Source organism: Priestia sp. FW507-14D1A (genome assembly GCF_058781295.1).
On sequence record NZ_JBYSWQ010000001.1, the window covers coordinates 723,802 to 748,999 of the forward strand.

The 25,198-nt window shown below is 38.8% G+C and carries 25 protein-coding genes; 3 read left to right on the top strand and 22 right to left on the bottom strand.

Features of this window, described 5'->3' with window-relative positions; translation table 11 throughout:
• Window positions 1–76 precede the first annotated feature (76 nt).
• The 3 genes from AC3WJG_RS04230 to AC3WJG_RS04240 all read right to left on the bottom strand — a co-directional run bounded on the left by AC3WJG_RS04230 (window position 77) and on the right by AC3WJG_RS04240 (window position 926).
• Entirely contained in the window at window positions 77–262 is a 186-nt protein-coding gene (locus tag AC3WJG_RS04230) for a YjcZ family sporulation protein (protein WP_075419415.1), read from the bottom strand.
• Window positions 263–349: 87 nt separating this feature from the next.
• Window positions 350–775 (bottom strand): hypothetical protein, encoded by a 426-nt coding sequence (locus AC3WJG_RS04235; protein WP_251626428.1) that lies wholly within the window; start codon window positions 773–775, stop codon window positions 350–352.
• On the bottom strand, window positions 765–926 hold the full coding sequence (locus AC3WJG_RS04240) for a hypothetical protein (protein ID WP_337133964.1): 162 nt from the start codon (window positions 924–926) through the stop codon (window positions 765–767). Before AC3WJG_RS04240 ends, AC3WJG_RS04235 begins: the two co-directional genes overlap by 11 nt.
• Before the next feature lie 214 nt (window positions 927–1,140).
• On the opposite strand from AC3WJG_RS04240, the gene AC3WJG_RS04245 reads away from it, so the two are divergent.
• On the top strand, window positions 1,141–1,896 hold the full coding sequence (locus AC3WJG_RS04245; RefSeq protein ID WP_014458542.1) for a DUF4397 domain-containing protein: 756 nt from the start codon (window positions 1,141–1,143) through the stop codon (window positions 1,894–1,896).
• 31 nt (window positions 1,897–1,927) lie between these two features.
• Here the strand turns inward: AC3WJG_RS04245 and AC3WJG_RS04250 are convergent, their stop codons facing one another.
• The 7 genes from AC3WJG_RS04250 to ilvA form a co-directional block, all read right to left on the bottom strand.
• A complete protein-coding gene (locus AC3WJG_RS04250) occupies window positions 1,928–2,500 on the bottom strand; it encodes a YpmS family protein (protein WP_013058738.1) in 573 nt (190 codons plus the stop codon).
• Between the two features lie 12 nt (window positions 2,501–2,512).
• Window positions 2,513–3,400, bottom strand: a complete 888-nt coding sequence (locus AC3WJG_RS04255; protein WP_240717336.1) for an SGNH/GDSL hydrolase family protein — start codon at window positions 3,398–3,400, stop codon at window positions 2,513–2,515.
• A gap of 233 nt (window positions 3,401–3,633) precedes the next feature.
• On the bottom strand, window positions 3,634–4,212 hold the full coding sequence (locus AC3WJG_RS04260; protein WP_028410894.1) for an SCO family protein: 579 nt from the start codon (window positions 4,210–4,212) through the stop codon (window positions 3,634–3,636).
• A gap of 24 nt (window positions 4,213–4,236) precedes the next feature.
• Complete coding sequence (locus tag AC3WJG_RS04265; protein ID WP_328240100.1) at window positions 4,237–5,853, bottom strand: ATP-binding protein; 1,617 nt, start codon at window positions 5,851–5,853, stop codon at window positions 4,237–4,239.
• A gap of 150 nt (window positions 5,854–6,003) precedes the next feature.
• On the bottom strand, window positions 6,004–6,846 hold the full coding sequence (locus AC3WJG_RS04270) for a DegV family protein (RefSeq protein ID WP_098249163.1): 843 nt from the start codon (window positions 6,844–6,846) through the stop codon (window positions 6,004–6,006).
• Between the two features lie 170 nt (window positions 6,847–7,016).
• Entirely contained in the window at window positions 7,017–7,268 is a 252-nt protein-coding gene (locus AC3WJG_RS04275; RefSeq protein ID WP_013058743.1) for a YpmP family protein, read from the bottom strand.
• A gap of 160 nt (window positions 7,269–7,428) precedes the next feature.
• Window positions 7,429–8,700: a threonine ammonia-lyase IlvA gene (gene ilvA, locus AC3WJG_RS04280; protein ID WP_013084697.1), complete on the bottom strand. Its 1,272-nt coding sequence runs from the start codon at window positions 8,698–8,700 to the stop codon at window positions 7,429–7,431.
• A gap of 231 nt (window positions 8,701–8,931) precedes the next feature.
• Here ilvA and AC3WJG_RS04285 point away from each other — a divergent pair, with 231 nt between their 5' ends.
• On the top strand, window positions 8,932–9,150 hold the full coding sequence (locus tag AC3WJG_RS04285; RefSeq protein ID WP_337133963.1) for a hypothetical protein: 219 nt from the start codon (window positions 8,932–8,934) through the stop codon (window positions 9,148–9,150).
• 277 nt (window positions 9,151–9,427) lie between these two features.
• Here AC3WJG_RS04285 and AC3WJG_RS04290 read toward each other — a convergent pair whose 3' ends face one another.
• The 12 genes from AC3WJG_RS04290 to AC3WJG_RS04345 all read right to left on the bottom strand — a co-directional run bounded on the left by AC3WJG_RS04290 (window position 9,428) and on the right by AC3WJG_RS04345 (window position 23,561).
• Window positions 9,428–9,913, bottom strand: a complete 486-nt coding sequence (locus tag AC3WJG_RS04290; RefSeq protein ID WP_016765324.1) for a dihydrofolate reductase — start codon at window positions 9,911–9,913, stop codon at window positions 9,428–9,430.
• Window positions 9,910–10,704 carry a thymidylate synthase gene (locus AC3WJG_RS04295; protein ID WP_013058746.1) on the bottom strand — a complete coding sequence of 265 codons (795 nt, stop codon included), beginning with the start codon at window positions 10,702–10,704 and terminating at the stop codon, window positions 9,910–9,912. The genes AC3WJG_RS04290 and AC3WJG_RS04295 overlap by 4 nt, the downstream gene beginning before the upstream one ends.
• A gap of 187 nt (window positions 10,705–10,891) precedes the next feature.
• On the bottom strand, window positions 10,892–11,794 hold the full coding sequence (gene purU, locus AC3WJG_RS04300) for a formyltetrahydrofolate deformylase (RefSeq protein WP_098331934.1): 903 nt from the start codon (window positions 11,792–11,794) through the stop codon (window positions 10,892–10,894).
• Between the two features lie 287 nt (window positions 11,795–12,081).
• On the bottom strand, window positions 12,082–13,887 hold the full coding sequence (locus AC3WJG_RS04305) for an IucA/IucC family protein (protein WP_337133962.1): 1,806 nt from the start codon (window positions 13,885–13,887) through the stop codon (window positions 12,082–12,084).
• Window positions 13,884–15,041 carry an MFS transporter gene (locus AC3WJG_RS04310; RefSeq protein ID WP_337133961.1) on the bottom strand — a complete coding sequence of 386 codons (1,158 nt, stop codon included), beginning with the start codon at window positions 15,039–15,041 and terminating at the stop codon, window positions 13,884–13,886. The genes AC3WJG_RS04305 and AC3WJG_RS04310 overlap by 4 nt, the downstream gene beginning before the upstream one ends.
• Before the next feature lie 3 nt (window positions 15,042–15,044).
• Entirely contained in the window at window positions 15,045–16,334 is a 1,290-nt protein-coding gene (locus AC3WJG_RS04315; RefSeq protein WP_337133960.1) for a lysine N(6)-hydroxylase/L-ornithine N(5)-oxygenase family protein, read from the bottom strand.
• The gene (locus AC3WJG_RS04320) at window positions 16,313–16,906 is read right to left on the bottom strand and encodes a GNAT family N-acetyltransferase (protein WP_337133959.1); all 594 of its coding nucleotides are present in this window, start codon (window positions 16,904–16,906) and stop codon (window positions 16,313–16,315) included. Before AC3WJG_RS04320 ends, AC3WJG_RS04315 begins: the two co-directional genes overlap by 22 nt.
• Entirely contained in the window at window positions 16,903–18,657 is a 1,755-nt protein-coding gene (locus AC3WJG_RS04325) for an IucA/IucC family protein (protein ID WP_337133958.1), read from the bottom strand. The genes AC3WJG_RS04320 and AC3WJG_RS04325 overlap by 4 nt, the downstream gene beginning before the upstream one ends.
• A complete protein-coding gene (locus AC3WJG_RS04330) occupies window positions 18,635–20,155 on the bottom strand; it encodes a pyridoxal phosphate-dependent decarboxylase family protein (RefSeq protein WP_337133957.1) in 1,521 nt (506 codons plus the stop codon). Before AC3WJG_RS04330 ends, AC3WJG_RS04325 begins: the two co-directional genes overlap by 23 nt.
• Before the next feature lies 1 nt (window position 20,156).
• Complete coding sequence (locus AC3WJG_RS04335; protein ID WP_028410883.1) at window positions 20,157–21,521, bottom strand: aspartate aminotransferase family protein; 1,365 nt, start codon at window positions 21,519–21,521, stop codon at window positions 20,157–20,159.
• 262 nt (window positions 21,522–21,783) lie between these two features.
• Window positions 21,784–22,476, bottom strand: a complete 693-nt coding sequence (locus AC3WJG_RS04340) for a copper homeostasis protein CutC (protein ID WP_014458532.1) — start codon at window positions 22,474–22,476, stop codon at window positions 21,784–21,786.
• 251 nt (window positions 22,477–22,727) lie between these two features.
• Entirely contained in the window at window positions 22,728–23,561 is an 834-nt protein-coding gene (locus tag AC3WJG_RS04345; RefSeq protein ID WP_337133955.1) for a mediator complex subunit 15 domain-containing protein, read from the bottom strand.
• 165 nt (window positions 23,562–23,726) lie between these two features.
• Between AC3WJG_RS04345 and AC3WJG_RS04350 the strand changes: the two genes are divergently transcribed.
• A complete protein-coding gene (locus AC3WJG_RS04350; protein WP_419789176.1) occupies window positions 23,727–25,154 on the top strand; it encodes a cryptochrome/photolyase family protein in 1,428 nt (475 codons plus the stop codon).
• Window positions 25,155–25,198 lie beyond the last annotated feature (44 nt).

Here is a 25,198-nt window from a genome sequence, read left to right on the forward strand (position 1 = left end):
TTAAACAATTTATATGTAAGTTTGTCCTTTTCCATCTGTTATAAAAAGCTCGCACATGCGAGCAAATGAGGCCTAATCAGCAAAAACAAGTACAGCCAATGATGATTAATAAAATAAATAGCACAACAATTAATGCAAATGACTGGCCCGTTCCACAATGATGATAACCGCCAATTGGATAGCTAATTGGATAATGGCAAGTATCATACAGGTGGTGATAGCCTCCGTGATGGCATGGGTCGTAACAATCGTAGTTATACATAGCAATCTCTCCTCTTGTTTTTTTCATTTCGTACACTGTACTTTATATGCGTTAGTTGATTGTCCTGTATGTGCATTCGCCCATTTTTCACTTTCTCTTACGCCATATTCGCCTTTTAGGCTGCAGCGTATACGAAAACAACAAAAGTAAAATACTTCCCATCACCAGTAACGTAGTAAAATTTTTCATAAACTCAATAATGACCCCTATATAGGGGAGATGGTATGCGTAGCTTCCAATCACTTTAAAAGAAGCAGGCAAAGAATCTCTTTGAGCTGTAACCAGTACATCAAGCTCTTGATTATGGGCCAGTACAAGTTCATTTTTTGAAGAAGATGATTCGTCTCTAAAGACAACTATATCTCCGCGATGCAGGTGGTGATAATCCGTTTCTTGAACGGTCACGGTGAAACCAAATAGGCTTGGAACTGTACTAACAAATACAAATGTAAAGCAAATTGCATAAAGAACAAGTACATATCGAAACGCGGAAAACATACATTTATTGATCATAGGTAATCAGCTCAATTCGCTCGGTTACTTTATTTAGCACGGGGGTAATGTGATTAAATGAAGTAGAGCGCTCTGTAAATTGAATTAAAAGTAGCAGCAGTAAAAAACTTAACATAATTAACCGTAGCATCCGAGCATAAAAATCGCCCATGCTCTCACTCCTTTTTCCTATACTAAATTCGGTCGTACAATAAGCCTTCAGTCAATAATTTGATTCAGTATATGCACATAGAGGGCATTTGGCTCATTGTTTCTTCTTGGAGGTCTCGGGAGTGATCAGTGATCGGCATAAATTATGAGTTTGAGCATATGTTTGGTTACGTATGGAAATGTTTTTATACTCCGACAATAAGGGAGCTGAACATATGGCTAATTATTCCTTTGATCAATATATTAAAAAAGCAATGAAATACGATTTTCTAGCTAACTACTATAAGTATAGTGATCCATCTAAGCATATTCATTATTATCAAAAGCATTTGTACTATATCCAGCAGGCCATCTTAACTTCTTCTGAAAATACGAATCTGCGCGTAAATCCGCCGCAAATTCGTATACTTCACGCTTCTCCAGATTCTCCATCTGTAGATATTTATATTAACAACAAACGAGTGATTCGCAATTTAACTTATAAACAAGAAACAGATTATATTGAATTACAAGAACCTGGAAGATATACAATTTCTATTTATCCCGCTGGAGAAACGGGAAGACCTGTTTTAACGGAATCATTTACATTTGAAGGAAACCAGAATTACACGGTAGCGGCGGTAGATGAGCTAAACAAGCTTGATTTATTATTTATCTATGACAATACGGATGTGCCAAGTGGAGAAACAAAGCTTCGATTTGTTCACCTTTCTCCTGATGCTCCTGCTGTGGATATTGCGGCTAGAGGTGGAGACGTCATTTTTTCTGGAGTTCAGTTTAAAGAAGTCACAAAATATTTGCCTTTGTCCCCCATGCATGTTCAACTTAGTGTGCGCATAGCAGGAACCAAAAATGTAGTACTCGAAATCCCGGCACTGAACCTTCGTCCGAATCGAACATATACGGTATATGCCGTCGGATTTGCTAAGAACCGTCCTGCATTAGAAGCACTGATTTCCCAAGATCGTTAACGAAAAAAACCTTCCAAATTGGAAGGTTTTTTTATTCACTGCGCGAAATTAAACGTACGCGAATATCATCATTTTTTAAATCAAACTTTTGTACTTTTACAGCAAAATCACTCTCTAACTTCATCTGCTGTAACGCTACGTATACTGATTCATTCTTTGGATCGATCGTTACCCATTCTGGTAGCGCAAAGTTATTATTTACGTATCGAAGCACTGTGCGGACAGGAAGCTGCAGCTTTCCAACAGAAAGCGACTGCTGTTCAAGCACAATATCTCCATTTTTTTGTACGATTGGATCAAATGTCATTCGAATATTAATATCATCGCCGAATACTTGAATCGTACCGTCTACTCTTACTACATCAGTAAGAGTAATTTTGTAGTTAAGCGGCTGATTCTTAAATTCTTTTTTTAAATATTTATCAATCAGTACATTTAAGTCGGCTTTTTTAGCCAAAATTGTTAGTTCTGCGTCTCCTTCTACTTTTTCAGAGGGAGTTGGATTGGCCTTGTCAACCGGTTGAAAAATAAACGCAATAATAAGGATAGCCCCTAGAACATTAATCCCTAATAACGCGATAAATAGGGTTTTCCACTTCTTCATATAACAATCTCCTTACTCGTTCCCACTCTCTTTCGTGTTTTTCTCTTTTTCATCAGATGTAACTTCTTCTGCTGTTTCCTTTTTCTGGTCTCCAACGAGAGGATCTTCTTCCTCCATTGATTTACTAATGCGTTCAGCCATTAGTTTGTACCCTTTTTTATTAGGGTGAAACTCGTCTTTCCCTAATAAATTTACGTCAGAATCATAAAAAATGTCATCAATTTTTACATAACTTACATTATCATATTGAGAAGCAATTTTCTCGCTTGCCGCATTCCATTCATTAATAACAACATTAATTTCTTTCACATCACTTAACGATTTAAAGAATGGATTATAAAAACCGATTAAATAAATATGAGCATTAGGGTTCAGCTTACGTATACGTGAAAACACGTCATTTAGACGTTTTTCATATTTTGACTGCTGTGATTCAAACGTCTTAATTGAGATATTGTAAAAGTAATCTCTTACCACTTTCATCACGTCATTGCCGCCAATCGTCAAGAAAACGATGTCTGCTCTTGATACTTCAGCTGCTACTCCCGGCTGATTTAACCTCGCTAATAGCTGATCCGTCCGATTTCCTCTTTTACCTAGATTCTCTGTTCGTACATTTTGCACTTCATTTTGTTTAGAAAGGTATTTAGTTAAGTATGGTACATAACCGCCTTTTTTAGACTCATCTCCTACTCCTTCTGTTAATGAGTCACCAATGGCTACAATATCTAAATCTACAGGAAAAAATCCTTTCGGAATATGCTTTTTAGGTGTTAAATCCACTTCTTTCTGAACGGCTTCTTCTTTATTGTCCGTTGGCAAAAAAGTCGTCGTCGAACAGCTTGCTAACACCACCGCACTTATACTGCTTATCACTATACTTTTCCATTTTCTCATCATAACACCTACTAACTATGCTGTATTCTCGCTGTCACAAGCAATACTGCTTACCGCTCTGAATAACTATATCTTTATATCTTATCATACTATGTCAAGTTGATATTTTACTACGTTTCTTATATATAGTATATGTAAAAAAAAGGATAAGCATGTTTCTTTCATAAAAATATCCGCTAACACATCACTATAAAGATAGCTGTGTTTGACGGATAGTTTTGACGGATTTATAGCTCTTACTGAAGGGTTTTGATATCTTTTAACATATCTTCATAAGGAGGGTCAGTCACTCCCTGATAAGATTTTTGAACGACTCCATCTTTGTCAATTAGAAAAAAATCTGTACCGTGAATAACCTGCGGATTTTCTTGCGGCTTTTTCACAATCGTTTTAAATTGGTCCAGCGCAAACTTCTCAATTTCTGCTTGTTTATACCCCGTTAAGAAATCCCAATTCGAAAAATCAGCGCCAAATTTAGTCGCATAGTCCTTCATTTTTGGTGGAGTATCGACTTCAGGGTCTACGCTAAATGAAACAAAGCGAACATTCAGCCCTTCATCCTTGGCCATTTTTTGTAATTTAGCCATATGAGCCGTCATTGGGGGACATACGGTTTCGCAGCTTGTGAAGATAAAGTTAGCTATCCAAACGCTCCCTTTCAGCTGACTTAGCCCTACTTTCTTTTGATCTTGGTTAACGTAAGAAAAAGAGTCCATCTTCCAATTAAGCGGATTTTCTATTTTGGAACCACAGGCTGCTAACATCATACAACTAATGAACAGTAAAAAAAACAATTTATAAGACCAGCTTTTCATATGTTCCTCCTGCACGGTTAAAGTTTAGTCATAGCTAGGGAAAATCAAGGTAAACGTTGAACCTTTTCCTGGTATGCTTTCCACTTCAATTCTTCCATTCATTTGTTCGACCAGCTGATAAGAAACCATTAGACCAATCCCTGTTCCTTTTTCTTTTAAAGAATAAAACGCTGTTCCCAGCCGGTTCACTTGTTCACTGGTCATGCCTATACCAGTATCTTCAATTTGAATATGTACATGCCCTTCTCGCTTGTAAAGTCCTACTCGAAGCGTTCCTCCAGCTCTCATAGCTTCAATCCCATTTTTCATAATATTAAGCAGAACTTGATTCAATTCGTTTCGGCTGCCGCGAACATACATCTCTTCTTTTGCGTCTAATTCTATGAGTATATTGTTTGTTAACAAAGCATAAGAAGATAATAAGTCTACTAAGCTTGTAACACACTCTAAGCAGTTAATAAAACGATGCTGATGAACATCCGGCTTGGCTAAAGATAAATAGTCATGAATAATCGCTTCCGCTCTGTCCATTTCGTTAATCATAAGATGAATGTAACTTAATTCAGTGTTTGAAAGCTTTGTGTTATCTTGAAACAGCTGCAAAAACCCTTTTACCACCGTCATAGGATTTCGAATTTCATGCGCTACAGAAGCAGCTAATTGACCAATTGCATTCATTTTCTCTGCTCGCTGCAATTCCTTTTGCATCCTCGTTTTTTCCATAATAACTTCTAATTCATCAATCGCTTTAGCAATTCCATCTTTTGAATGACTGAAATTCGTTTCTACGTTCAGCTGTTCTTTTGTTGCTGACACTTGTTGAAAAAGCTGCTGAAGCCGCTCGGTCATTTCATTAAATCTTGTGTGTACATTCCCTAACTCAGAATCATTTTCATGTGTCAGCTTCACATCAAACTTCCCTTGACTTACTGCTTGAATTCCTTCTATTAATTCCCCTAGGGGCGACATTAATCGCCTTAGTCCCCAGTCTTGAATAACAATAATAAAGGTAAACAAAATCGTAAACGCAACGATCAAAGCCACAATTAAACGTTTTTGGTAGATATAGATAGCGCTTGCATCTATATCTACACCAAGAATAGCCACGACTTTTCCAGAGCTGCTTGTAATAGGCGATAAAACGGTTATCCACGTCCCGAATTCGTCTTTGTATGTAGATGTTACTATATTCCTCTTTTCTTGTTCTGCTTGCTTAAATGATTTGTAAAATTCTTCTCCTCCATAATAAATCATGGACGGCTCTAGTGATTGCTTAATTTTCTTATTCGCTGTTACGATAATCTTATTTCCATGCGACTTGAATTTTTCGGTCGTCATAATATATCCCTGCAAGTACGACGGATGCAATTCATAAATCTTTCTAAACTGCTTTTCTAGCTCGTCTTTTTCAGGAATCGTCCCGTTCCTTGAATCCACTGCTGCTATTACGTCTTGTTTAGATAAAGACTCCCTCCATAAATCAGCCATAATTAACGCGTGCTGCGTTAGTGTCTCTTTTGCCATCTTTTTTTGAACTTGATAGCTAATGGCTAAAGAAATGACTCCAAGGGCAACTACAATTAAAGTAGAAAATAAAACCGTTTTGTTAAACACACTCAAATTTCGAATATATTTTTTCATCGGTATACTCCGGATTCAAAAGAATAGTAACCAGCACAGCATTCGCTGGTAGAAAGTTGATTCTATTATATCATACGTTCGTCCACTTCTCTTTCCCCTTTTTCCAAAAAAGAGAAAACCAAAAAAGTGACTTGCAAAAAGCAACCCACTTTATTCAGCAAAATACATAAAACCAATTGCACCAATACCTGTATGCGTCGAGATAATAGGCGTCGTATCTTCAATTGAAAATTGCGTATAGCCCCTTGCCTTCACAATTGATTCTTTTAATTTAGAGGCGAGTCCAAATCCATCTGCATGTACTAGCCCTACTCCTTTAATACTTTTTCCTTCTGTATGCTCTTCGAACTGTTTTGTTAAAAACTTAACAACTTGAGAATGGCTGCGCACTTTAGCAACAGGAGTATATACTCCGTCAGCTAGAGAAGCAATCGGCTTAATATTTAAAAGAGAACCGATCAATCCTTTTCCTCGTCCAATACGTCCACCTTTAACCAAATTTTCAAGCGTATCAACTACGACAAAAAGATTCGTATTTTGACGCACCTCTTCCAAGCGCGTGACAATTTCTTCTACTGTATGCCCATCTTCAATCATTTTCACCGCTTCAAAGACTTGAAACGAAAGAGCTTTTGTAATGTACATAGAATCAACAACGGTGATGTTTCCTTCTACCATTTGAGCCGCGCTTTCAGCTGCTCGAACAGTTCCACTCATTCCCCCAGTCATATGAATCGAAATGACGTCATACCCTTCACTAACTAATCGTTCATATACTTCAACAAAAGAACCAATAGCTGGCTGAGAGCTTTTCGGTAATTCTTTTGAATTTTTCATTTTTTCAATAAAATCTGTCGGCGTTAATTCCACGCGATCTAAATACGTTTCATTATCAATGTTAATACATAAAGGTATCATCTCAATACCGTACTTTTCAGCTTCTTCCAACGTTAAATCAATTGTTGAATCCGTTACCACTTTAATTTTCGCCATGTGTTCACCCCTATAAGATGCATTGCAGACTAGTATAACATGAACGCTTACAACAATATAGTTATAATAGAATGCAAGTTTTGCTAATTCATAAAACGCATCTTCAACCTTTTATATCAACAAAAAAAAGTTGACTCTGCTGAAATATTCAGAAAAGTCAACTTTTACGTTTATGCATTATGTTTTAATACATGAGACTTAAAGAGCTGTTCGTAATCTTTCCATTTCAACACGCGTTTTAAATATTCTTGAAACGAGTAGGTTTGCTTCGGAACTGATTCGTTCGTGATTTGTCTAATAAATAAATCAAGTTTTGCAGATAACATGAACCGAAACGTGCTATTTTCCTCTAAAACTGGAATTTCAGTAATTTTTACTTTTTGACCACTGACATGTTTAAATTCAAGGCTTTTTAATAGCAAGGCGATCAACCCTCTTTTTACCCGTTTATTTTATTATAATGCTTGAGGCACTTTCTGTCTTGATAAAATAAAAAGAAAATACAAATATTTTTAAAATAAAAATGCTTCATCAACTTATTCGACAGTTGATGAAGCATTCCTTTTTAAAATGACCTTCTATTTAAATAAATAAGTGAAACAAGTTGCTTTCTTTATTAATTTCTGTATAAGGGAATCCTTTTTTATCCATACGATTAATCAGTGGATAATAATCTTCTTTATGCTTAAGCTCGATTCCTACGAGTGCTGGTCCGCTATCTTTGTTATTCTTTTTCGTATACTCAAAGCGCGAAATATCGTCTGTCGGTCCAAGCACTTCGTCTAGAAATTCACGAAGAGCTCCTGCGCGCTGAGGAAAATTAACGATAAAATAATGCTGTAATCCTTCATAAATCATCGAACGTTCTTTGATTTCTTGCATGCGTCCAATGTCATTGTTTCCTCCGCTGATGACGCAAACAACCGTTTTCCCTTTAATTTGCTCACGGTATGAGTCAAGAGCAGCAATCGAAAGAGCTCCTGCTGGTTCTGCTACAATCGCATTTTCATTGTATAGAGATAAAATGGTTGTACAAACCTTGCCTTCAGGAACAACTACAATATCGTCCACAAGTTCTTTACTGATGTCATACGGAAGCGTTCCAACTGTTTTAACAGCTGCTCCGTCTACAAATGGATCGATTGCCGGTAGCGTCACTACATTTCCATTTGCTAAAGATGTCTGCATGCCAGGCGCGCCTGCTGGTTCTACCCCAATCACAGCTGTTTGAGGCGAGATGCTTTTTACGTATGTGCCGACACCGGAAATTAATCCGCCCCCGCCGATACCCGCAAATACGTAGTCAATTTCATCTTCACAGTCATTGAACATTTCAACGGCTACTGTACCCTGTCCTGCAATAACGTCTACATCATTAAATGGGTGAATAAATGTTCGATGTTCCTCTTCACTGCACGCAATAGCTTGTTCATAAGAATCATCAAACGTATCTCCGATTAGTACGACCTTTACGTTATCTTTGCCTAAAAATTTCACTTGATTAATTTTTTGGCGCGGCGTTGTGCTCGGCATAAAGATTTTACCATCGATATTTAAATGACGGCACGCATATGCTACACCTTGTGCGTGGTTTCCTGCACTTGCACAGGCAATTCCATTTTCTAATTCTTCTGGGGATAACTTTTTGATTCGATTGTACGCACCACGAATTTTAAATGAGCGCACCACCTGTAAATCCTCACGTTTTAAATAGATATTACATTCATATCGTTCAGACAAAACGTCATTACGCTGTAGTGGTGTATGCACAACAACATCTTTAATCAATTGATTTGCAATCATGATGTCCTCTAAATGTACGTGTTTTGTTCGATTATCTACTTGTTGTTTCATAACCAACTTCCTTCCTCTTCTACCATTATTAATTTGTACATTATATCACAAAAAATTTAGAAAAATCATTATTTTTCATTAATAATAACTAAAAAAACTTTTCCAACTATTTTACTGTCCACATACTTTACATATGTTTAGCAAACGCTAAATAGACTTACAAAATTGCCCATACTTTCTACATGCAGCTGATGCGATAACAGGTATAAATCAAGAAAGGTTGTGGAATAAATGGAGTTTTCGCTTCAAAGTCATGAAAGTGCCGTTCCGTGCGAAATAGTTGCAGATGAAGAAAACGGTAGATACATGCTTCGCAAAGCAGATACGAGCGGAGAAGTTTTTAACACACCAAGCGAGCTGATTCAATGGATTGAAGCTAACTGGAGCTCTGAACAGTTTGTGAGCCCAGCGGCTTTCCACGAAATGGTGAAGCAATTAAAATCAATATAAAAAGAGATTGAAACATAACGAAATCAATCTAAAGACGAATAAATGGAATATAGGTGCTAGCTAGTAGGGGGCGCTTGTTACACCGCAGTTGATTTCCATGCAAGGCTTCGCTTTCCGCGGGTGGGCGGTGAGCCTCCAATCACCTGCTAAAAGCACCTACATACATGAAATCTACCTTCACCCTCATAATGAAAAGATCCGAACGATTCAACGTTCGGATCTTTCTTCAACTAACATACTTTTGTACCAGACTCGCGTTTTTTATAAACAAAAGCCATCAGCTTCGCTCGTATACGGTAAAATAATACGTGTAGGGATTTTTTTCATCTTTAATTCCTTGCTGCTTCGAAATAACTTTCCATTCGCTCAAATCAATCGCAGGAAAATGTGTATCTCCTTCAAAGGATTCTTCAATATGCGTAATATAAAGTCGGTTTGCAACGTCTAATGTTTGCTCATACAGAGTAGCTCCGCCAATTACGAAGAGCTCGTCTTCTTTTTCAGCATCTAATGCTTCTAGTTCCTCAACTGAATGAATAACGGTTGCTCCTTCTTGCTGATAATCTTTTTGACGCGTAAGAACCACATTTTCGCGATTAGGGAGCGGTCGTCCAATTGATTCAAATGTTTTTCTTCCCATTACAATCGTATGACTCGTTGTGATGCGCTTGAAATACTTTAAATCTTCCGGAAGACGCCATGGTAAATCATTCTCTTTACCGATCAGCCTGTTTTGATCCATTGCGACAATGAGGGAAATCATACGCTCACAGCTCCTTTGATGTGAGGATGCGCATTATAGTCTACTAGCTCAAAGTCTTCAAATTTAAAGTCAAAAATTGATTTTACGTCTGGATTAATTTTCATTTTTGGCAAAGCATGAGGCTCACGCGTTAACTGCAGGTTTACTTGTTCAATGTGATTGCTGTAAATATGCGCGTCGCCAAACGTATGAACAAAATCACCTGGCTCTAAATCACACACTTGTGCCACCATCATTGTAAGCAGCGCATATGAAGCAATATTAAACGGTACGCCTAGGAAAATATCAGCTGAGCGCTGATACAATTGACAAGACAATTTGCCGTCCGCTACATAAAACTGAAATAAGCAGTGACACGGCGGTAAAGCCATATTGTCTACATCAGACACATTCCAGGCGCTAACCATTAAGCGGCGAGAATCAGGGTTGTTTTTAATTTGATTGATAACATTTGTAATTTGATCAATTTTTTCTCCGTCCGGCGTTGGCCATGAACGCCACTGATGACCATACACAGGGCCAAGCTCGCCGTTTTCATCCGCCCATTCATTCCAAATGCGCACGCCGTTATCTTGTAAATACTTAACGTTTGTATCTCCTTGTAAAAACCAAAGCAGTTCATGAATAATTGATTTCAAATGAAGTTTTTTTGTCGTTAATACCGGGAAACCTTCTTGTAAATTAAAACGCATTTGATAGCCAAATGTGCTAATTGTACCTGTTCCTGTCCGATCTTCTTTTTTTGTTCCATTTGCTAACACATGCTCGCAAAGTTCAAGATATTGTTTCACTTCCGACACTTCCTTTATTAAAAAGTCCTTTTCTATTGTATAAGTGTTCACGAGCTAAGTAAACAACTAAATCTACGTTTACCCTGACCATAAAAAAATCCGAACGAATTTCATTCTCTTTCAAGAATCTCGATTCATCGTTCGGATCTTCCTTCGGCTAAACTACTTTTTAATAGCCTAGTCTTTGTTAATTAAATACGATTGTGCGGTTTTCATGCACTAAAATGCGGTCTTCTAAATGCCATTTCACAGCACGTGCGAGCACCGTACGTTCAATTAAGCGGCCTTTTTTCTTTAAGTCATCCGCATCATCACGGTGGTTCACGCGTTCAATATCTTGTTCAATAATTGGTCCTTCATCCAAGTCGTCCGTTACATAGTGAGACGTAGCACCAATCAATTTTACACCTCGTTGATATGCGCGTTCATATGGACGTGCTCCAATGAATGCCGGTAAGAATGAATGGTGAATATTAATGATACGATACGGATTTTCAGCCACAAAAGTCGGCGTTAAAATTTGCATATAACGCGCCAAGATAATCACGTCAATATTATAATCTTTTAATACCTGCAGCTGTGTGGCTTCTGCTTCTTGGCGAATGTCTTTTGTCGCCGGTATATGCTTAAACGGTATACCAAATGATTCAACCACTTCGCGCGCATCTTCGTGATTGCTCACAACGACAGCGATGTCTGTCATCAAATCTCCGCTTTCCCATGCCCACAGCAGCTCTAGTAGACAATGAGGCTCTTTTGACACAAAAATAGCTGTTTTTTTCAAATTATGAGCATATGTAAACTGCCAGTTCATTGAAAACGTATCGGCAATTTTTTTGAAGCTTTCTTCTAGCTTTACTTCTTTAGCTAATAAATCCTCACATTCAAATTCGAAACGGATAAAAAACATACCCCCTTCATGGTTCGTTGAATGCTGACTTGATTCTACAATATTTGCACCGTGCTCATGTAAAAACGTAGACACAGCGGCTACAATACCGGGTTTGTCCGGGCAGCTAATTAGCAGCCGACCGCGATTTTTATATTTCTCTTTATATGAAGTTAAATGTTTTTGAATATGCGATTTCATGTAATTCCCTCTCTTTTTTTAAATATACAGACAATTGTACCATTATCCTTGTAGCGATGCGACATTGAAATAAGGCTTTGACAAAAGAAAGCCGAAACGTTTGCTTCAGCTTGTGTACTTGTTGTTCTAACATCTACTCCCATCAAATCGTTTATTCACTCACCTTTACGTTCTACACATACCTAAAATGAGTGTTTCCTAAAGTGCTGCAGCTCATCCAATTCTCTTGCTGCTTTTGAATCAAACATAAAAAAAGCCGCCAGCACAACACCAGCGGTTTTTCCTTATTATTGCACAGCTTTTTCACTAACTTCATGCAAGGCATTCCGTACCTTGCCATATTCGCTTGCGTGAGGACGATCTCCGTCATCTTCGTATCCGTAATCAAACATTCGATTTCGATTTAACGTTAATTTCGTAATGGTTGGACGTAATAAATCAAACAATTCAAATCGTTTTTTCAAATGTGGAAACGATACTTGATAATGTAAAATTTCTGCTCGTACACTTTTCCAAAATTCCGCTTCTTCTACGCCTTCATGCTCTTCTAAAATAGTCGCTAAATAGCGGAAGTGACAAACAAATAACCCTGTTAAAATAAACTGCGTCAGTCCTTCCGGCTCTTCGCTGCGCAGCACTTCTTTCAATTCAAAAGATAGCTGCTGCAGTTCTTCAAACGGCTGATCGCTAATATTCACGTCGTCTACAAAATCTTTCATAATAATTCGAACGGGCTTGTTGTTTTTAAGCACCAGTACCGTATTTTGACCGTGCGGGGAAAATACAGTACCGTATTGATACAAATAATGAAGAAGCGGCGGCAATACAGCGCTGGTTAACCCATCAATCCACTCGGCAGGAGTTAAGCCCGACTTTTCTATATACGACGAAACTAAAGCTTTCCCTTTACTGTCAACATGTAAAAGCGCAGCTAGCGTAATCGCATGCTCTCCTTCTTCTAACTCTTGATAGATGCTTTCACGCCAAACGACTCCCAGCATTTCTAAATACTGATAAGGCGCGTTTTTAATAGAAGCAAACGTTGGCTGAGTTACGTTTAACGTAGCCACTTCACCTAAAAGTCCTACTTTGCACGTATCTTTTAAAAACGCATCGCGATCTCGTATGCCTTTTATGTGCTTAGTTACTTGAGGAGCAATTACCGTCCGCTCACTTGGAAGGCCTCTGTACACAAGCGTATTTAATATACTCATGGGAAGCTTTACATGATATTTATCTCGATTTGTTGTATTCACAAATGTACGAATCGACTGCTGAGGCAAGTATTGATCTTCACCTTCTCCTAACGGAACAATTAAGTTATTTGCAATGTATTCAGCGAATAAAGGAACAATCACGTTCATCCACTGCCATTCATGGACGGGAATATAGTAATAGTCGGCTGCTAAAAGGTCTTGGCTTGTTAATTCTTTTTCGAATTCAGCTAGCTTCTCACCGCTTAGCTCCTGCTTCATAACATCATCAAAGCCGAGGGTATCTAATGAATGAAACGAAGCAATTTGCTTCGCTACAGCAATCCATGAAAGCTGAATTTTTTGTTTTTGCTCAGGTGCAAACCGCAGATAATCATCATAGCCAAATCCGATGCGGCCTTTGTTATATGTAATCCAAGGATGTCCCATCATTTCACCTTCTAGCTCTGCATAATCCATATCTGCTAATTCATCAGCTGATTTTCGTTTTTGCAAATGCACGTCTGCTATTAATGTATGAAAATATTCTTTTGCTAAGTGGCCTGCGGTTGAGCTAGACATTCCTTTGTCTTCAGATAGGCTAATTAACAGCTGCAAGGCCTCAGAAAATGTAGGGGTTGACGTTTTAGATGTCAGCTTAATACTTTCTGGCAGTACGGAAAAACTGTCAAACAATCGCTGTTTCGCTTGATATGTATACGTAACACCCCGGTGGTCTTCCCACTGGTAGGTGGAAATCTCCCCCTGCTTTTGCAGTTCCTTCGGTGCGATAATATGTTCATACATAAATTCCTGCAGCATTTTAGCTAAAAGCTGTCGATTTGCTTTTTCCCATGATTGCTTATTAAATACGGAAAGATTCGTTTGTTTGATTTTCATCCTTCATTCTCCTTTACTTGTCTTAGAATAGGGATTGTTTTATTACGCAGCGGCATTACAGCGCTAGCAGCTAGCAAAGCAGCGGCACCAGCTGCCAAAGGAAGCGCCAAATTCACTTTGCTGATTTCTAGTGCTAAAAGCGGTGCAATCAGCAGGGCAATATTTTGAACAGCAATAAGCCAGCTGTAATAGTAAGAAGCTCCTTCTTTGCTTTTTTGAAATAAATAGATATCAAGTATAACCATGCTGAGATAAAATCCGGCTCCATATAAAATTCGACTTATAATAAACATGCTGAGATGATCGGCATATGCTTGCAAACATAGCAGTAAAGCACTAGCACCCGTTACGCCATAAAAAAGCGGTATAACTTTGCCATTAAATAGCTTTGTAGGTACCGTAAGCTTTAAGATGATCGCCATAATGCTCGGCATCACATATAACAAAGCGCTGCCTTGACTGCTCATGCCATATGTGTCACTTGTAAACAATGTAAAATAAGGGCGAATGACATTGTGTCCAAGGTGAAAAAAGAAAATAGCCAGCAAATAGAAAAAAATAGGCTCGTTTATACTTTGAATGTATGCTGGTGTTTTTTCTTTTTTTAAAGATGAAGCTTTTCTTGTTATAAGCCATAAGGCCAGTACCATATCAGCTAAAGCAAAGTACTGATATACTTTAAGCGGCATTTCCCAAGCAATAATTGTACTTCCAAACAAGCTAGCGACAATAATAGCCGTATGAACAATAAATACATAGGTTGTTGCAGCACTTGCCTTTTTCTGTCCATTTTTCATGCCGCCTACTAAATATGGGTACAAAAGATATAAACTGCTTTGAAACACAAGTAATACTAACGAAGCGGCTAAAAATCCATAAAAAGTAGAAACTTCGCTCAGAATGACTTTAATTAAGGCTGTCATTAGAAGTGACGCTACGGTTATATGTTTTACTTTCCACTTCTTAAGCAGCATTCCCCATAAAGGAGTCATAACAATGACCACAATCCGGCAGCAAATAATAAAAAAAGACGTCATTGCAACTCCATCTACATGGAAAGCATTTGTAAAATATTGTGGATAAAATGGTGATAATAACACTTCCGACGTCATGGTCATAAACAAACAGATAAAAACAAAGCGCGGAGAAATCATCTCTTAAAATCCAAACTTTTGGAAGACAGTATTTTTATATATTTTGTACACGTTTTCACCTGCAATTTGATTAATCAAGACAGCATTTCGATAAGCGCCTAAACCTAAGTCTGGTGCTCCAACCCCGTGTGTATGAAGCTCTCCGTTTTGAACAAATAGCGGAGCGCCTTTTTTCTTCATCTCAACTTGATAGGATTCACTAATTTTCAGCTGTCCTTTTTCATCGAATAGCAAATGTTCTTTTAAACCTTCCATAAAAGCAGGCTCTTTTGCATGATAGCCAGTAGCCATAATGACAATTTCACTTTCTTCTTTTTCAAACGAGTCCTGCTCGTATTGGTGAAGAGTAAGAAGATGTGTGTCGTTTGTCTTTTCAACGCCTGCAAGTTCCGTAAGCGCGCGCATTGTTAGCGGCACTTCTTTCCCGCCAATCGTTCGTTCGTAAATCAACTCATAAATATCACCGATCGTTTCAAAGCTTATTCCTTTATACAGAAGAGCTTGATTTTGTAAAACGCTCTCTTTTTTCTCTTGAGGCAATCTATAAAAATAGCGGGTATAATCCGGTGAAAAATGTTCAAGGCCAAGCTTTGAATACTCCATCGGATAAAACCCTTTTGAGCGCGTATACCAATTTAGCTTATAATCAAATTCAGGCTGCTGTTGAAGTAATTCATAGACAATTTCAGCTGCGCTTTGACCCGAGCCAATTACGGTTATACTTTTAGCCTTCAGCGTTTGTTCACGATTCATTTTATAATGAGCGGAGTGATAGAACGTATCGCTGGCTACTGATTGAAAGTCTCTTGGCACTACGGGCTGTGTACCTACTCCGGTTACAAGATGATAGCTGTAATAGGTATGAAGCTTTCCTTCTTTTTCAACTATTACTTCGTAGTATGGTTTAGCATCTTCATACATTTTGACTTCTTTTACTGTGCTGTTAAATTCAAGCCCGCTCAGCTGGCTTGCTACCCAGCGGCAATAGTGATTGTATTCGTTTCTTGGGATATGAAACTTCTCAAAGAAATAAAACTGATATAAGCGCTCATGCTCATGCAAATAATTTAAGAACGTGTATGGACTTTTCGGATCCACCATCGTGACCACGTCTGCCATAAACGGAACTTGAAGAGTTGTCCCTTCTAAAAGCATTCCTGGATGCCAATTAAACTCATTTTTTTGTTCAAAACATTTATATGTACAATCTGTTTTATCAATTAAAGCTGCTAATCCTAAATTAAATGGACCAACTCCTACTCCAATTACGTCTAAAATGTCCCGTTGTTCCATTCGCTCCACCTTCTTTCCAATACTTTTCTTTCACATTTCAGCAGTACGCCTGTTTTATCAGGAAGCGACACTTCTTTCATAAATTGAAACCCGCATTTTTTAAATACTGCAATCATCTTTTCATTACGTATATCTGGTTCCGCTATTACTTTAGCAGTATCTGCTACCTCGAACTTGTGCTTTAGTAAACTAAGAAGGAGCGGATAAATATAGCCTTTTCCTAAAAAATCAGGTTCTCCAATTAATAAATGAATCCCTTGATCTCCTTTTTCATAAGGGTAATAGTTACTGATAATATCGCCTTCAACCGTATAAGATTCCCAATAGCTCATAGGTACACCGTCAATTTCTCCAATTAGCAGTTTTTGATGGGAATCAGCGAGAAATGTTTTTAAATGCTGCTCATACGCCTGTTTTGAAATATTTAAATTCCAATACGGAATAACATGCGGTTCATGCATCCACTTGTACAGCCGTTCGAAATCTTTTGCAAAAGAAACAGAGCGAAAGGTGATGCTCTGCTCCTTTTGCTGAATCATAAAAGGATACTGCGTTTGTAATGCCGATTTCATACCCGTACACCTGCAGATTCGTACAGAGGATTTTCAACATTTACATAAACAGACTGCGTTTCAAGAGAGCCTACCAGCTCATCCATATCATGAACGCGCGTTAAGAAATTGGCTTTGCAAGGAAGCACTTTCTCTTCTAACATCGATGAAACAAGCTCCGTATGATCTTTTTCTGTGTACATCTCGATTTCTTGTCGCAGAATCAATAGCAGATCTGACTCTTGAACGAGGCCAGCTGCTCCAAAAGCATTAACTAATCCTAAAATATGATTAAATAATACGTAATAACGAAATCTTTCTTCTGCTACAGCGTCATCACATACCGTATCGCTTTCTCCGTTTAAGGAAGGAAGCAGCTTGCGAAGCTCTTGTTCCTTTGATTTCATAAAGTAATAGCCTTGGTTGTCACGGTAGTAAAACATCGATGGATATCCGTTTTCATCAAGTTTAATAACGGAATTTTGCTGATGAGCTTCCAGCGCAATTCCTTTTTGAGTGTAAAGCCACATCATAGGATGAAAAGAAACATCTAAATAGCGTTTAAACCAGCGCTTGCTTATGTCTTCATTCGTGCTATTTTCATTTGAAACAATATGATTAATAATATTTTCAATTTGAGAAGCTTTCCCAAACACGTGATCTTGACACAAACTTGCTAAGAGCGTTGTACGGTTCCCATGCTCACCTTGAAAAGGGTTGCTTCGAACCATGACTTCAAACCCAAGCTCCTTTGTTCCAAGCGTGATGTAAGCAGGGTCTTCAATCACTTGAAAAGCCGGATGATTTTCTTGAAGCTCAGCCTGTAATCCCTTTTGCAATAAACGACTCACTTCTACACCTCTGCTTAATTCTTTACGTTTATTCACTCTCAGTGAATTCGTAATCTTCACCGGAATAGAAAATTTGTACATTACATCTGCATCTTCACTGTATACGGTTCGAACAGACGAAGTCGGATAAAACGGCTGACCATGTGGCCCTAGATAAGCAAGCCTGCCTTTTTGAATCCATTCACACACTTCTTCTTTTCCTAAAAGATAACGAGCTTGCAGCGGATGCATAGGTATAAGTGAATAGTCGTCCGCTTGGCAATGCGACTGTATAAATTCTTCAGAAACCCTCTTATCTTTTTTCAACTGCTCTTTAATAAGCTGTGATGTGGTTTGACTCCCGGCGGACTGTTCTGCAACAAGCGATTTATGTGCTTTAAAATAATGAAGCTGAAATTTGCCGTTCACTTCAGGCCCAAACACCTCTTCTTCTTCAGGTAATATCCCTTGACGGCTTTTAGGTGTCGGATGCAGCTGGTGGCCAATAAGCAATGACTGCTCAGATTCTAAGAACGTTTTGTCCCATTTATAGCACGTTTCTAACTCTTTCTGTCTTTTTTCAATGAACAATTTCATATTTTCATAGCTTAGTAGCACACGTACAATTAGCTCATTTACCTGTAGTAAATGATCTGTTACTTCTTTTAAAAGAAAGGCCAAAAGAGTGACGACATCTAACTCCTTGAGCTCCTCTTTCTGAATGCGATAATAAAAGACCGGAAAGAACAAGTGACGTCCGGTAGCTGAACGGTACTTTACTGGAAAGTAAAGAGTTACCGGCTGTTTTTCTAGTCTAAGAACGAGCGTTTCCTCGCTTTTTATTTCTGAAACGGACTGCCATACTCCCTTACCTGTTTCTCGAATATAGCAATTAATAATATTTTGCATCGTAATAAAATTAGCCGATAACTGAGCGTTCACGTAATCGTTCCTCCTTTTTCTCCAACTCTTTTCCTAAAGCCACGACTTCCTCTAACTGAGTGGCAACAGAATCAACTGTAATCATAGGATTTAACATCGTTAGCTTTAAATATGCCTGCTCTTTATGCTTTGTTTTTGCCATGATAAAAGTGCCTTTTTCGTATAAGTGCTGCTGAATACGCTGATTCAACTTATTTTCATAATGCTGCTGTTTTTGACAATCACCATATAAAGTATCTGGCACATAGCGAAATACAACCGCGTTCAGATAAGGATCATTTAACACCGCAATATTCCTTTGCTTTCGTAAATGTTCAGCTGTTTGCTTAGCCGTTTCAATCGTATGATCAACCATTTTTCCATACTCATTTGTACCTACTGCACGGAAAGTCAGCCATAGCTTCAAGGCGTCAAATCGTTTGGTCGTTTGAATACTGCGATCTACCAAATGTACATGCTCATCTTCTTCAGGATTTAGATAATCGGCATGAAGCTGAATGTGTTTGAACATAGCTGAATTCTTCAGCAAAAATGCCCCGCAGCTTACCGGCTGATAAAACCACTTATGAAAATCCATCGTAATAGAATCTGCTCGTTCAAGAGCTTTTAAGCGTTTACGATATTTATGTGAAAACAGCAGCGCTCCTCCATAAGCGGCGTCAGCATGAAGCCAAAGCCCTTCTTTTTTAGCTAATGCACTTATTTCAAAAAGAGGGTCTATGCTTCCAAAATCCGTCGTACCTGCCGTTGCTACAACAGCAAAAGGAAGGTTTCCCTGTGCTTTGACTTCCCGTATTGCTTCTTCTAAATTTTCTATATCCATCTCGTGCCTTTCATTGCACTTTACACTCACCACTGCATTCATGCCCAGTCCAAGCTGAGCTGCAGATTGCTGCACCGTAAAGTGGGCTTTTTCCGAGCAGAAAATCCGCAGTTTTTTAGCTTGGAGCGGTAAACCTTCTTCACTAACATCAATTGAAAATGCAGCATGACAATACTCATTACGAGCAAGCAGAAGTCCCATATAATTCGACTGAGTCCCTCCGCTTGTAAAAGCGCCGGAAGCAGAGCTTGGATAACCAATTTGTTGTGTTAATTCATCAATCACTTGATCTTCTATATACGTAGCTGCCGGACTTTGATCCCACGAGTCCATAGATTGATTCAAAGCAGAAATCATCACTTCCGCAGCAAGGGCCGGTATAATCGGAGGGCAATGCAAGTGTGCCATTGCCCCGGGATGCGAAATATGAAGCGAATGATCCATCACTACAGCTTGTACGTCATCAAACAGATCTTCTAGCGGCTGTTCGTGTTCGCTAAAATAGACCGAGCGATTGACTAAGTTCGATAGTTCGTGAATGTCTATGTGAGTATAAGGGGCTTTTAGTGTATGGTAGTGACGTTTAATCATCTCTGTCATTCCCCCTATCATCGCTTCATAATTCTCGAGGCTTTCTTTGGATGATGATAAAAACCACTTTTCAAACGGCGCCATTTTATTTATTCACCCACTTCTCTTCTGCTGCTTTTATCGCTTCTTCAAATCTCGTTAACACTTCATCGGTTTGTTGTTTCGTTAAAATTAATGGAGGAAGCAGACGAATAACAGCACCATGTCTTCCGCCCACTTCTAAAATGACGCCTCTGTCGAAACATTCTTTTTGAATCAGCTTAGCTAACTCACCGTTTGCAGGATGACTGCCGATTTTATTAGCCGGCTTTGTTGCGTCTATGATTTCAACGCCCAGCATTAAACCTCTTCCGCGTACATCGCCAATTGAAAGTACTTGCTTTTGAATATGTTTTAGCTGACTCTGAATATAAGCTCCTAATTCATGAGCATGTGCAGGTAAGTTTTCTTGTTTTATAAATTGCAGAGTGGCTTGTCCTGTAGCCATCGCAAGCTGATTTCCTCTAAAGGTGCCGATATGTGCACCCGCTTCCCATTGATCCAGCCTTTTATCATACAGAACGACTGATAAAGGAAGGCTGCCTCCAATTGCTTTAGATAGTACTAATACATCCGGTTCAATATCAGCGTGCTCAAATGCATACAGCTTTCCTGTTCGTCCAATTCCAGTTTGAACTTCATCTACAATAAGCGGAATGTTTCGTTCTTTTGTGATTCTGCGAAGCTCTTTTAACCATGGAATCGGCGCCGGAACAGAGCCTCCTTCTCCTTGTACAATTTCTACTACAACACCCGCCGGAGTAACAATTCCGCTTTCAGGATCATCCAGCATATTTTCAATGTATGTACTAATGTACGTGTGACCTTCAGCACCTACCCCAAATGGGCAGCGGTATTCATATGGATAAGGTAGAAAATGTGTATCGGGTACTAGCGCATGAATGTGTTTTTTGGGACTCGTTGTACCGCTGATGCTTAACGTGCCGTGCGTGGAGCCGTGATATCCCCCTTGAAAAGATAAAATCGTTCGGTTGCCTGTTGCTGTTTTTACAAGCTTCAAAGCCGCTTCAATCGCGTCTCCTCCAGTTGGACCGCAAAATTGGATTTTCGCTTTATTTGCAAAGTTTTCTGGTAAACTAGCGAATACTTCATCGATAAAAGCTTCTTTCACAGGCGTTGTTAAATCTAATGTATGTAAAGGAATAGATTTTGCTAAAACGTCTTGAATTGCTTCATGAACTACGGGATGGTTATGACCTAGAGCAAGTGTACCGGCTCCGGCTAAACAATCAATATACTCTTTTCCATCCATATCCGTAATCACAGCGCCTTTTGCTTGTTTAATTGCAATAGGAAGGCGTCTAGGATAAGACCTTGCATTGGATTCACGTTCATTTTGCATAGCAAGCAGCATTTCGTTTGATGTAAGTTGTTTCGTTGACGTTGACATATCATATCCTCCTGTTTTTTCAATTGATAATGATTTTCATTAACAATTACAACAATAAATGATAATGATTATCACTGTCAATGATTATTCTGAAAATATGAAATTATTCCTACTTCACTCTAAAGTCGGGAAAACACAGCATTTCTCTTATGTATCAAGGATTCAAAGGTTTTTATGATGTTTTCCAATTAGGGAAAACTATGTAATAAGTCCCTTTCTATTTCCAAATAAAAAAGTGCTACAATTTCTTGTAGCACTTCTGTTACTTTTGCTTATTCATCGTTTCTTTTGCAGCTTTTACACTCCTTGGATCAAGCGGTTTCGTATATTGACAATTCACTCGAACCCCTGAACCAATACGAATTTCTTTCACGGGAGTAACGGATAAGAACGCTTGAAGATTTTCAGGTTTCAGCCCTTTTGTCCCGATTAAAATGATATCTTTATCTTTCATTCTTCGTAACAGTTTTTTAATATGGGGAATACCGTTTAGTGCACTTTTATCCGCTCCTGAAGTCATGACACGCTGAATTTGCTTATAGCTTAAAAGCGTTTCAAGCGCCTTTTCTTGATCACTGATTTCATCAAATGCCAAGTGGAACGTTACATTCATTTCTCCTGCCGCATCCAGCAGTCGCTTTAAAGCTTGCTCATCAATAATTTTGTCTTCCGTTAAACAGCCAATTTCAATTCCATCAATGCCAATTTCTCTTGCATAGTGAATATCTTCAATCATTGTTTGCAAATCGTCTTCATCATATTGAAAAGATTGATTATGTGGACGAATCATCACAAATATTGGAATATGTATCGTTTCTTTCACTTTTTTCATCAAACCGTAGCTTGGGGTTAAGCCGCCTTCACCGATTCCAGTTACAAGGCTTATACGATCGGCACCATGTTCCTGGGCAACTTTAGCATCATGTAAGGTTGCAGCTGTGACTTCTAATATCATTCTAAAAACACCCTTTCCCCTTTAATATAGAGCTTTTGCCTTCTTTTCCCTGTATTTATACTTAAAAAACTCTACCAAACTCTCTTATGTAAGAAAACACCCAAAAGATGTGATTAATATTTTCAAAAAATTGAATGTCATGGAAAAAGAGTAAGAACTATTCTTTTTCTCATGACGTTTCAATTAATAAAATTCTATATTTATACTAAAGATTCAAAAATACATCCCTTTTATCTAGGGTAAAGGGTTTATTAAAAAGAACGTGGATTTGGTTGTTGCATGAACATCCAATCATTTAAAGAATGAGGCGGCTGGTGACCAACCGGTGCTGAGAAATCGCGGCATCCGCAATCATGCATCGGCATCTGACCCATTCCCCCGTGCATTGGCGCCATTCCTCCTTGCATCGGCATTTGACCCATTCCTCCGTACATTGGCGCCATTCCACCTTGCATCGGCATTTGACCCATTCCTCCGTGCATTGGCGCCATTCCACCTTGCATCGGCATTTGACCCATTCCTCCGTGCATCGGCATTTGGCACATTCCTCCGTGCATTGGCGGCATCCCTCCTTGCATCGGCATTTGACCCATTCCTCCATGCATCGGCATTCCATCTTTCATCGGCATTTGACCCATTCCTCCATGCATTGGCGGCATTCCTCCGTGCATCGGCATTTGACCCATTCCTCCATGCATCGGCATTCCATCTTGCATCGGCATTTGACCCATTCCTCCATGCATTGGCGGCATTCCACCTTGCATCGGCATTTGACCCATTCCTTCATGCATTGGCGGTAGCTCTCCGTACATTGGCATTTGATTCATTTCTTTTTGCATCGGCGGCATTCCGCCTTGCATTGGCATTTGATTCATTCCTCCATGCATCGAAGGCATTGCATCTTTCATCGGCGGCATTTCTCCGTGCATTGGCATTTGATTTGCGCCTTCTTGCACCGGCATTGGCATTGCCTGCATTTCTTTTGCAGAAGGCATAGGCGGCATTTTAGCAGGTTTAGGTGCTGCTTGCATATATGGATTGGATATCGGTTGTCCGGTTTGTTTCATTCCATACGAATTTCTCATTTTTAAGGGCTCCTTCCCATTCTCTTACTCTGTTTACGTTATTCTTTTTACCATCAATCTGAAATTCGTCCATAAGAAAATAGGCCTTCTACACATTCAAAATTGTAGAACGTATAAGAAAAAAGCTATAATCGAGGCAAATTGCAGATAGAAAGGTGGCACATGATGAATAAAACCATTATCGTATGGATTCGAAAAGATTTTCGGCTGGTTGATAACCCAGCTCTATTTCAAGCAGCTAAAGAAGGAATGGTTGTACCTGTTTATATCCATGACGACTATGAAGAAAGCTCAATGGGAAGTGCAAGTAAATGGTGGCTTCACCATGCGCTGAATGACTTTAAAACCTCGATCGAAAAAATAAAAGGAACGCTGATTGTACAAAAAGGAAACCCTAAAGATGTGTTGCAAAAATTACTCCATGAAACAAATGCACAAGATATTTATTGGAATAGACGCTATGAACCACATGCGCTAAAAAGAGATAAAGAGCTTCAAGCTTTTTTTTCAAAGCAACAAATAAATATTCGCACATTTGAGGGATTTCTCCTTCATGAACCTTGGAAAATCACAAAAGAAAATGGAGATCCTTATAAAGTATTTACAGCTTATTATAAAGCTTCTCAAAAACATTCAGTATCATCTTCTGTAAAAAAAGTTACTTCCATACAGGCCTCCTCTAAACCGGTTGAATCCCTTTCAGTCTCAGATCTCGATTTGCTTCCAAGTATACCGTGGGATGAAACGATTAAGTCGACGTGGGAAGCTACGGAAAAAGGCGCTATTGATGTGTTCAAAACGTTTTTAAAGAATAAGATGCTTCATTATGAAAAAGGACGAGATTTTCCTGCTGAAGCATTAAATTCGTTTCTATCTCCTTATTTGGCTACAGGACAGCTCTCAGCTCGAGTCCTTTATCATTATTTGAGAACTAAAGCTGAAAAAGTGGGTTCCGATGCTTTTGAACAGCAAGCTGAAATGTTTATTCGTCAACTTATATGGAGAGATTTTGCTTATCAGCTGCTTTATCATTTCCCGCACACTATAAGTGAACCGCTTAATGAAAAATTCAAGCAATTTCAGTGGGCTGACGGCAATGAAGAGCTTCAAGCTTGGAAAAATGGAAAAACCGGCTATCCCCTTGTCGATGCCGGAATGCGGGAACTGTGGGAAACAGGGTTTATGCACAATCGAGTTCGAATGGTAGCTGCTTCCTTTTTAGTAAAGCACCTTTTAATTCATTGGAAACACGGAGCCAATTGGTTTTTTGATACCTTAGTAGACGCAGATTTAGCTAATAACACAATGGGCTGGCAGTGGGTTGCAGGCTCAGGAGCAGACGCCGCGCCATATTTTCGTATTTTTAATCCAATTACTCAATCAGAAAAATTTGATAAAGAAGGAGAATATATTAAAAAGTGGCTTCCAGAGCTTAAGGATATTCCTTCTTCTTATATTCATAAACCTTGGGAGGCCCCAGCAGACGTATTAGAAAAAGCAAACGTTACACTTAATAAAACATACCCGACTCCAATTGTCGATCATAAAGCAGCTAGAGAGCGAGCGCTAGAGCATTATCAGCATATCAAATAAGAGGTAAATCACGCCTCTTATTTGATGTGCTGAATTTTTTAAAC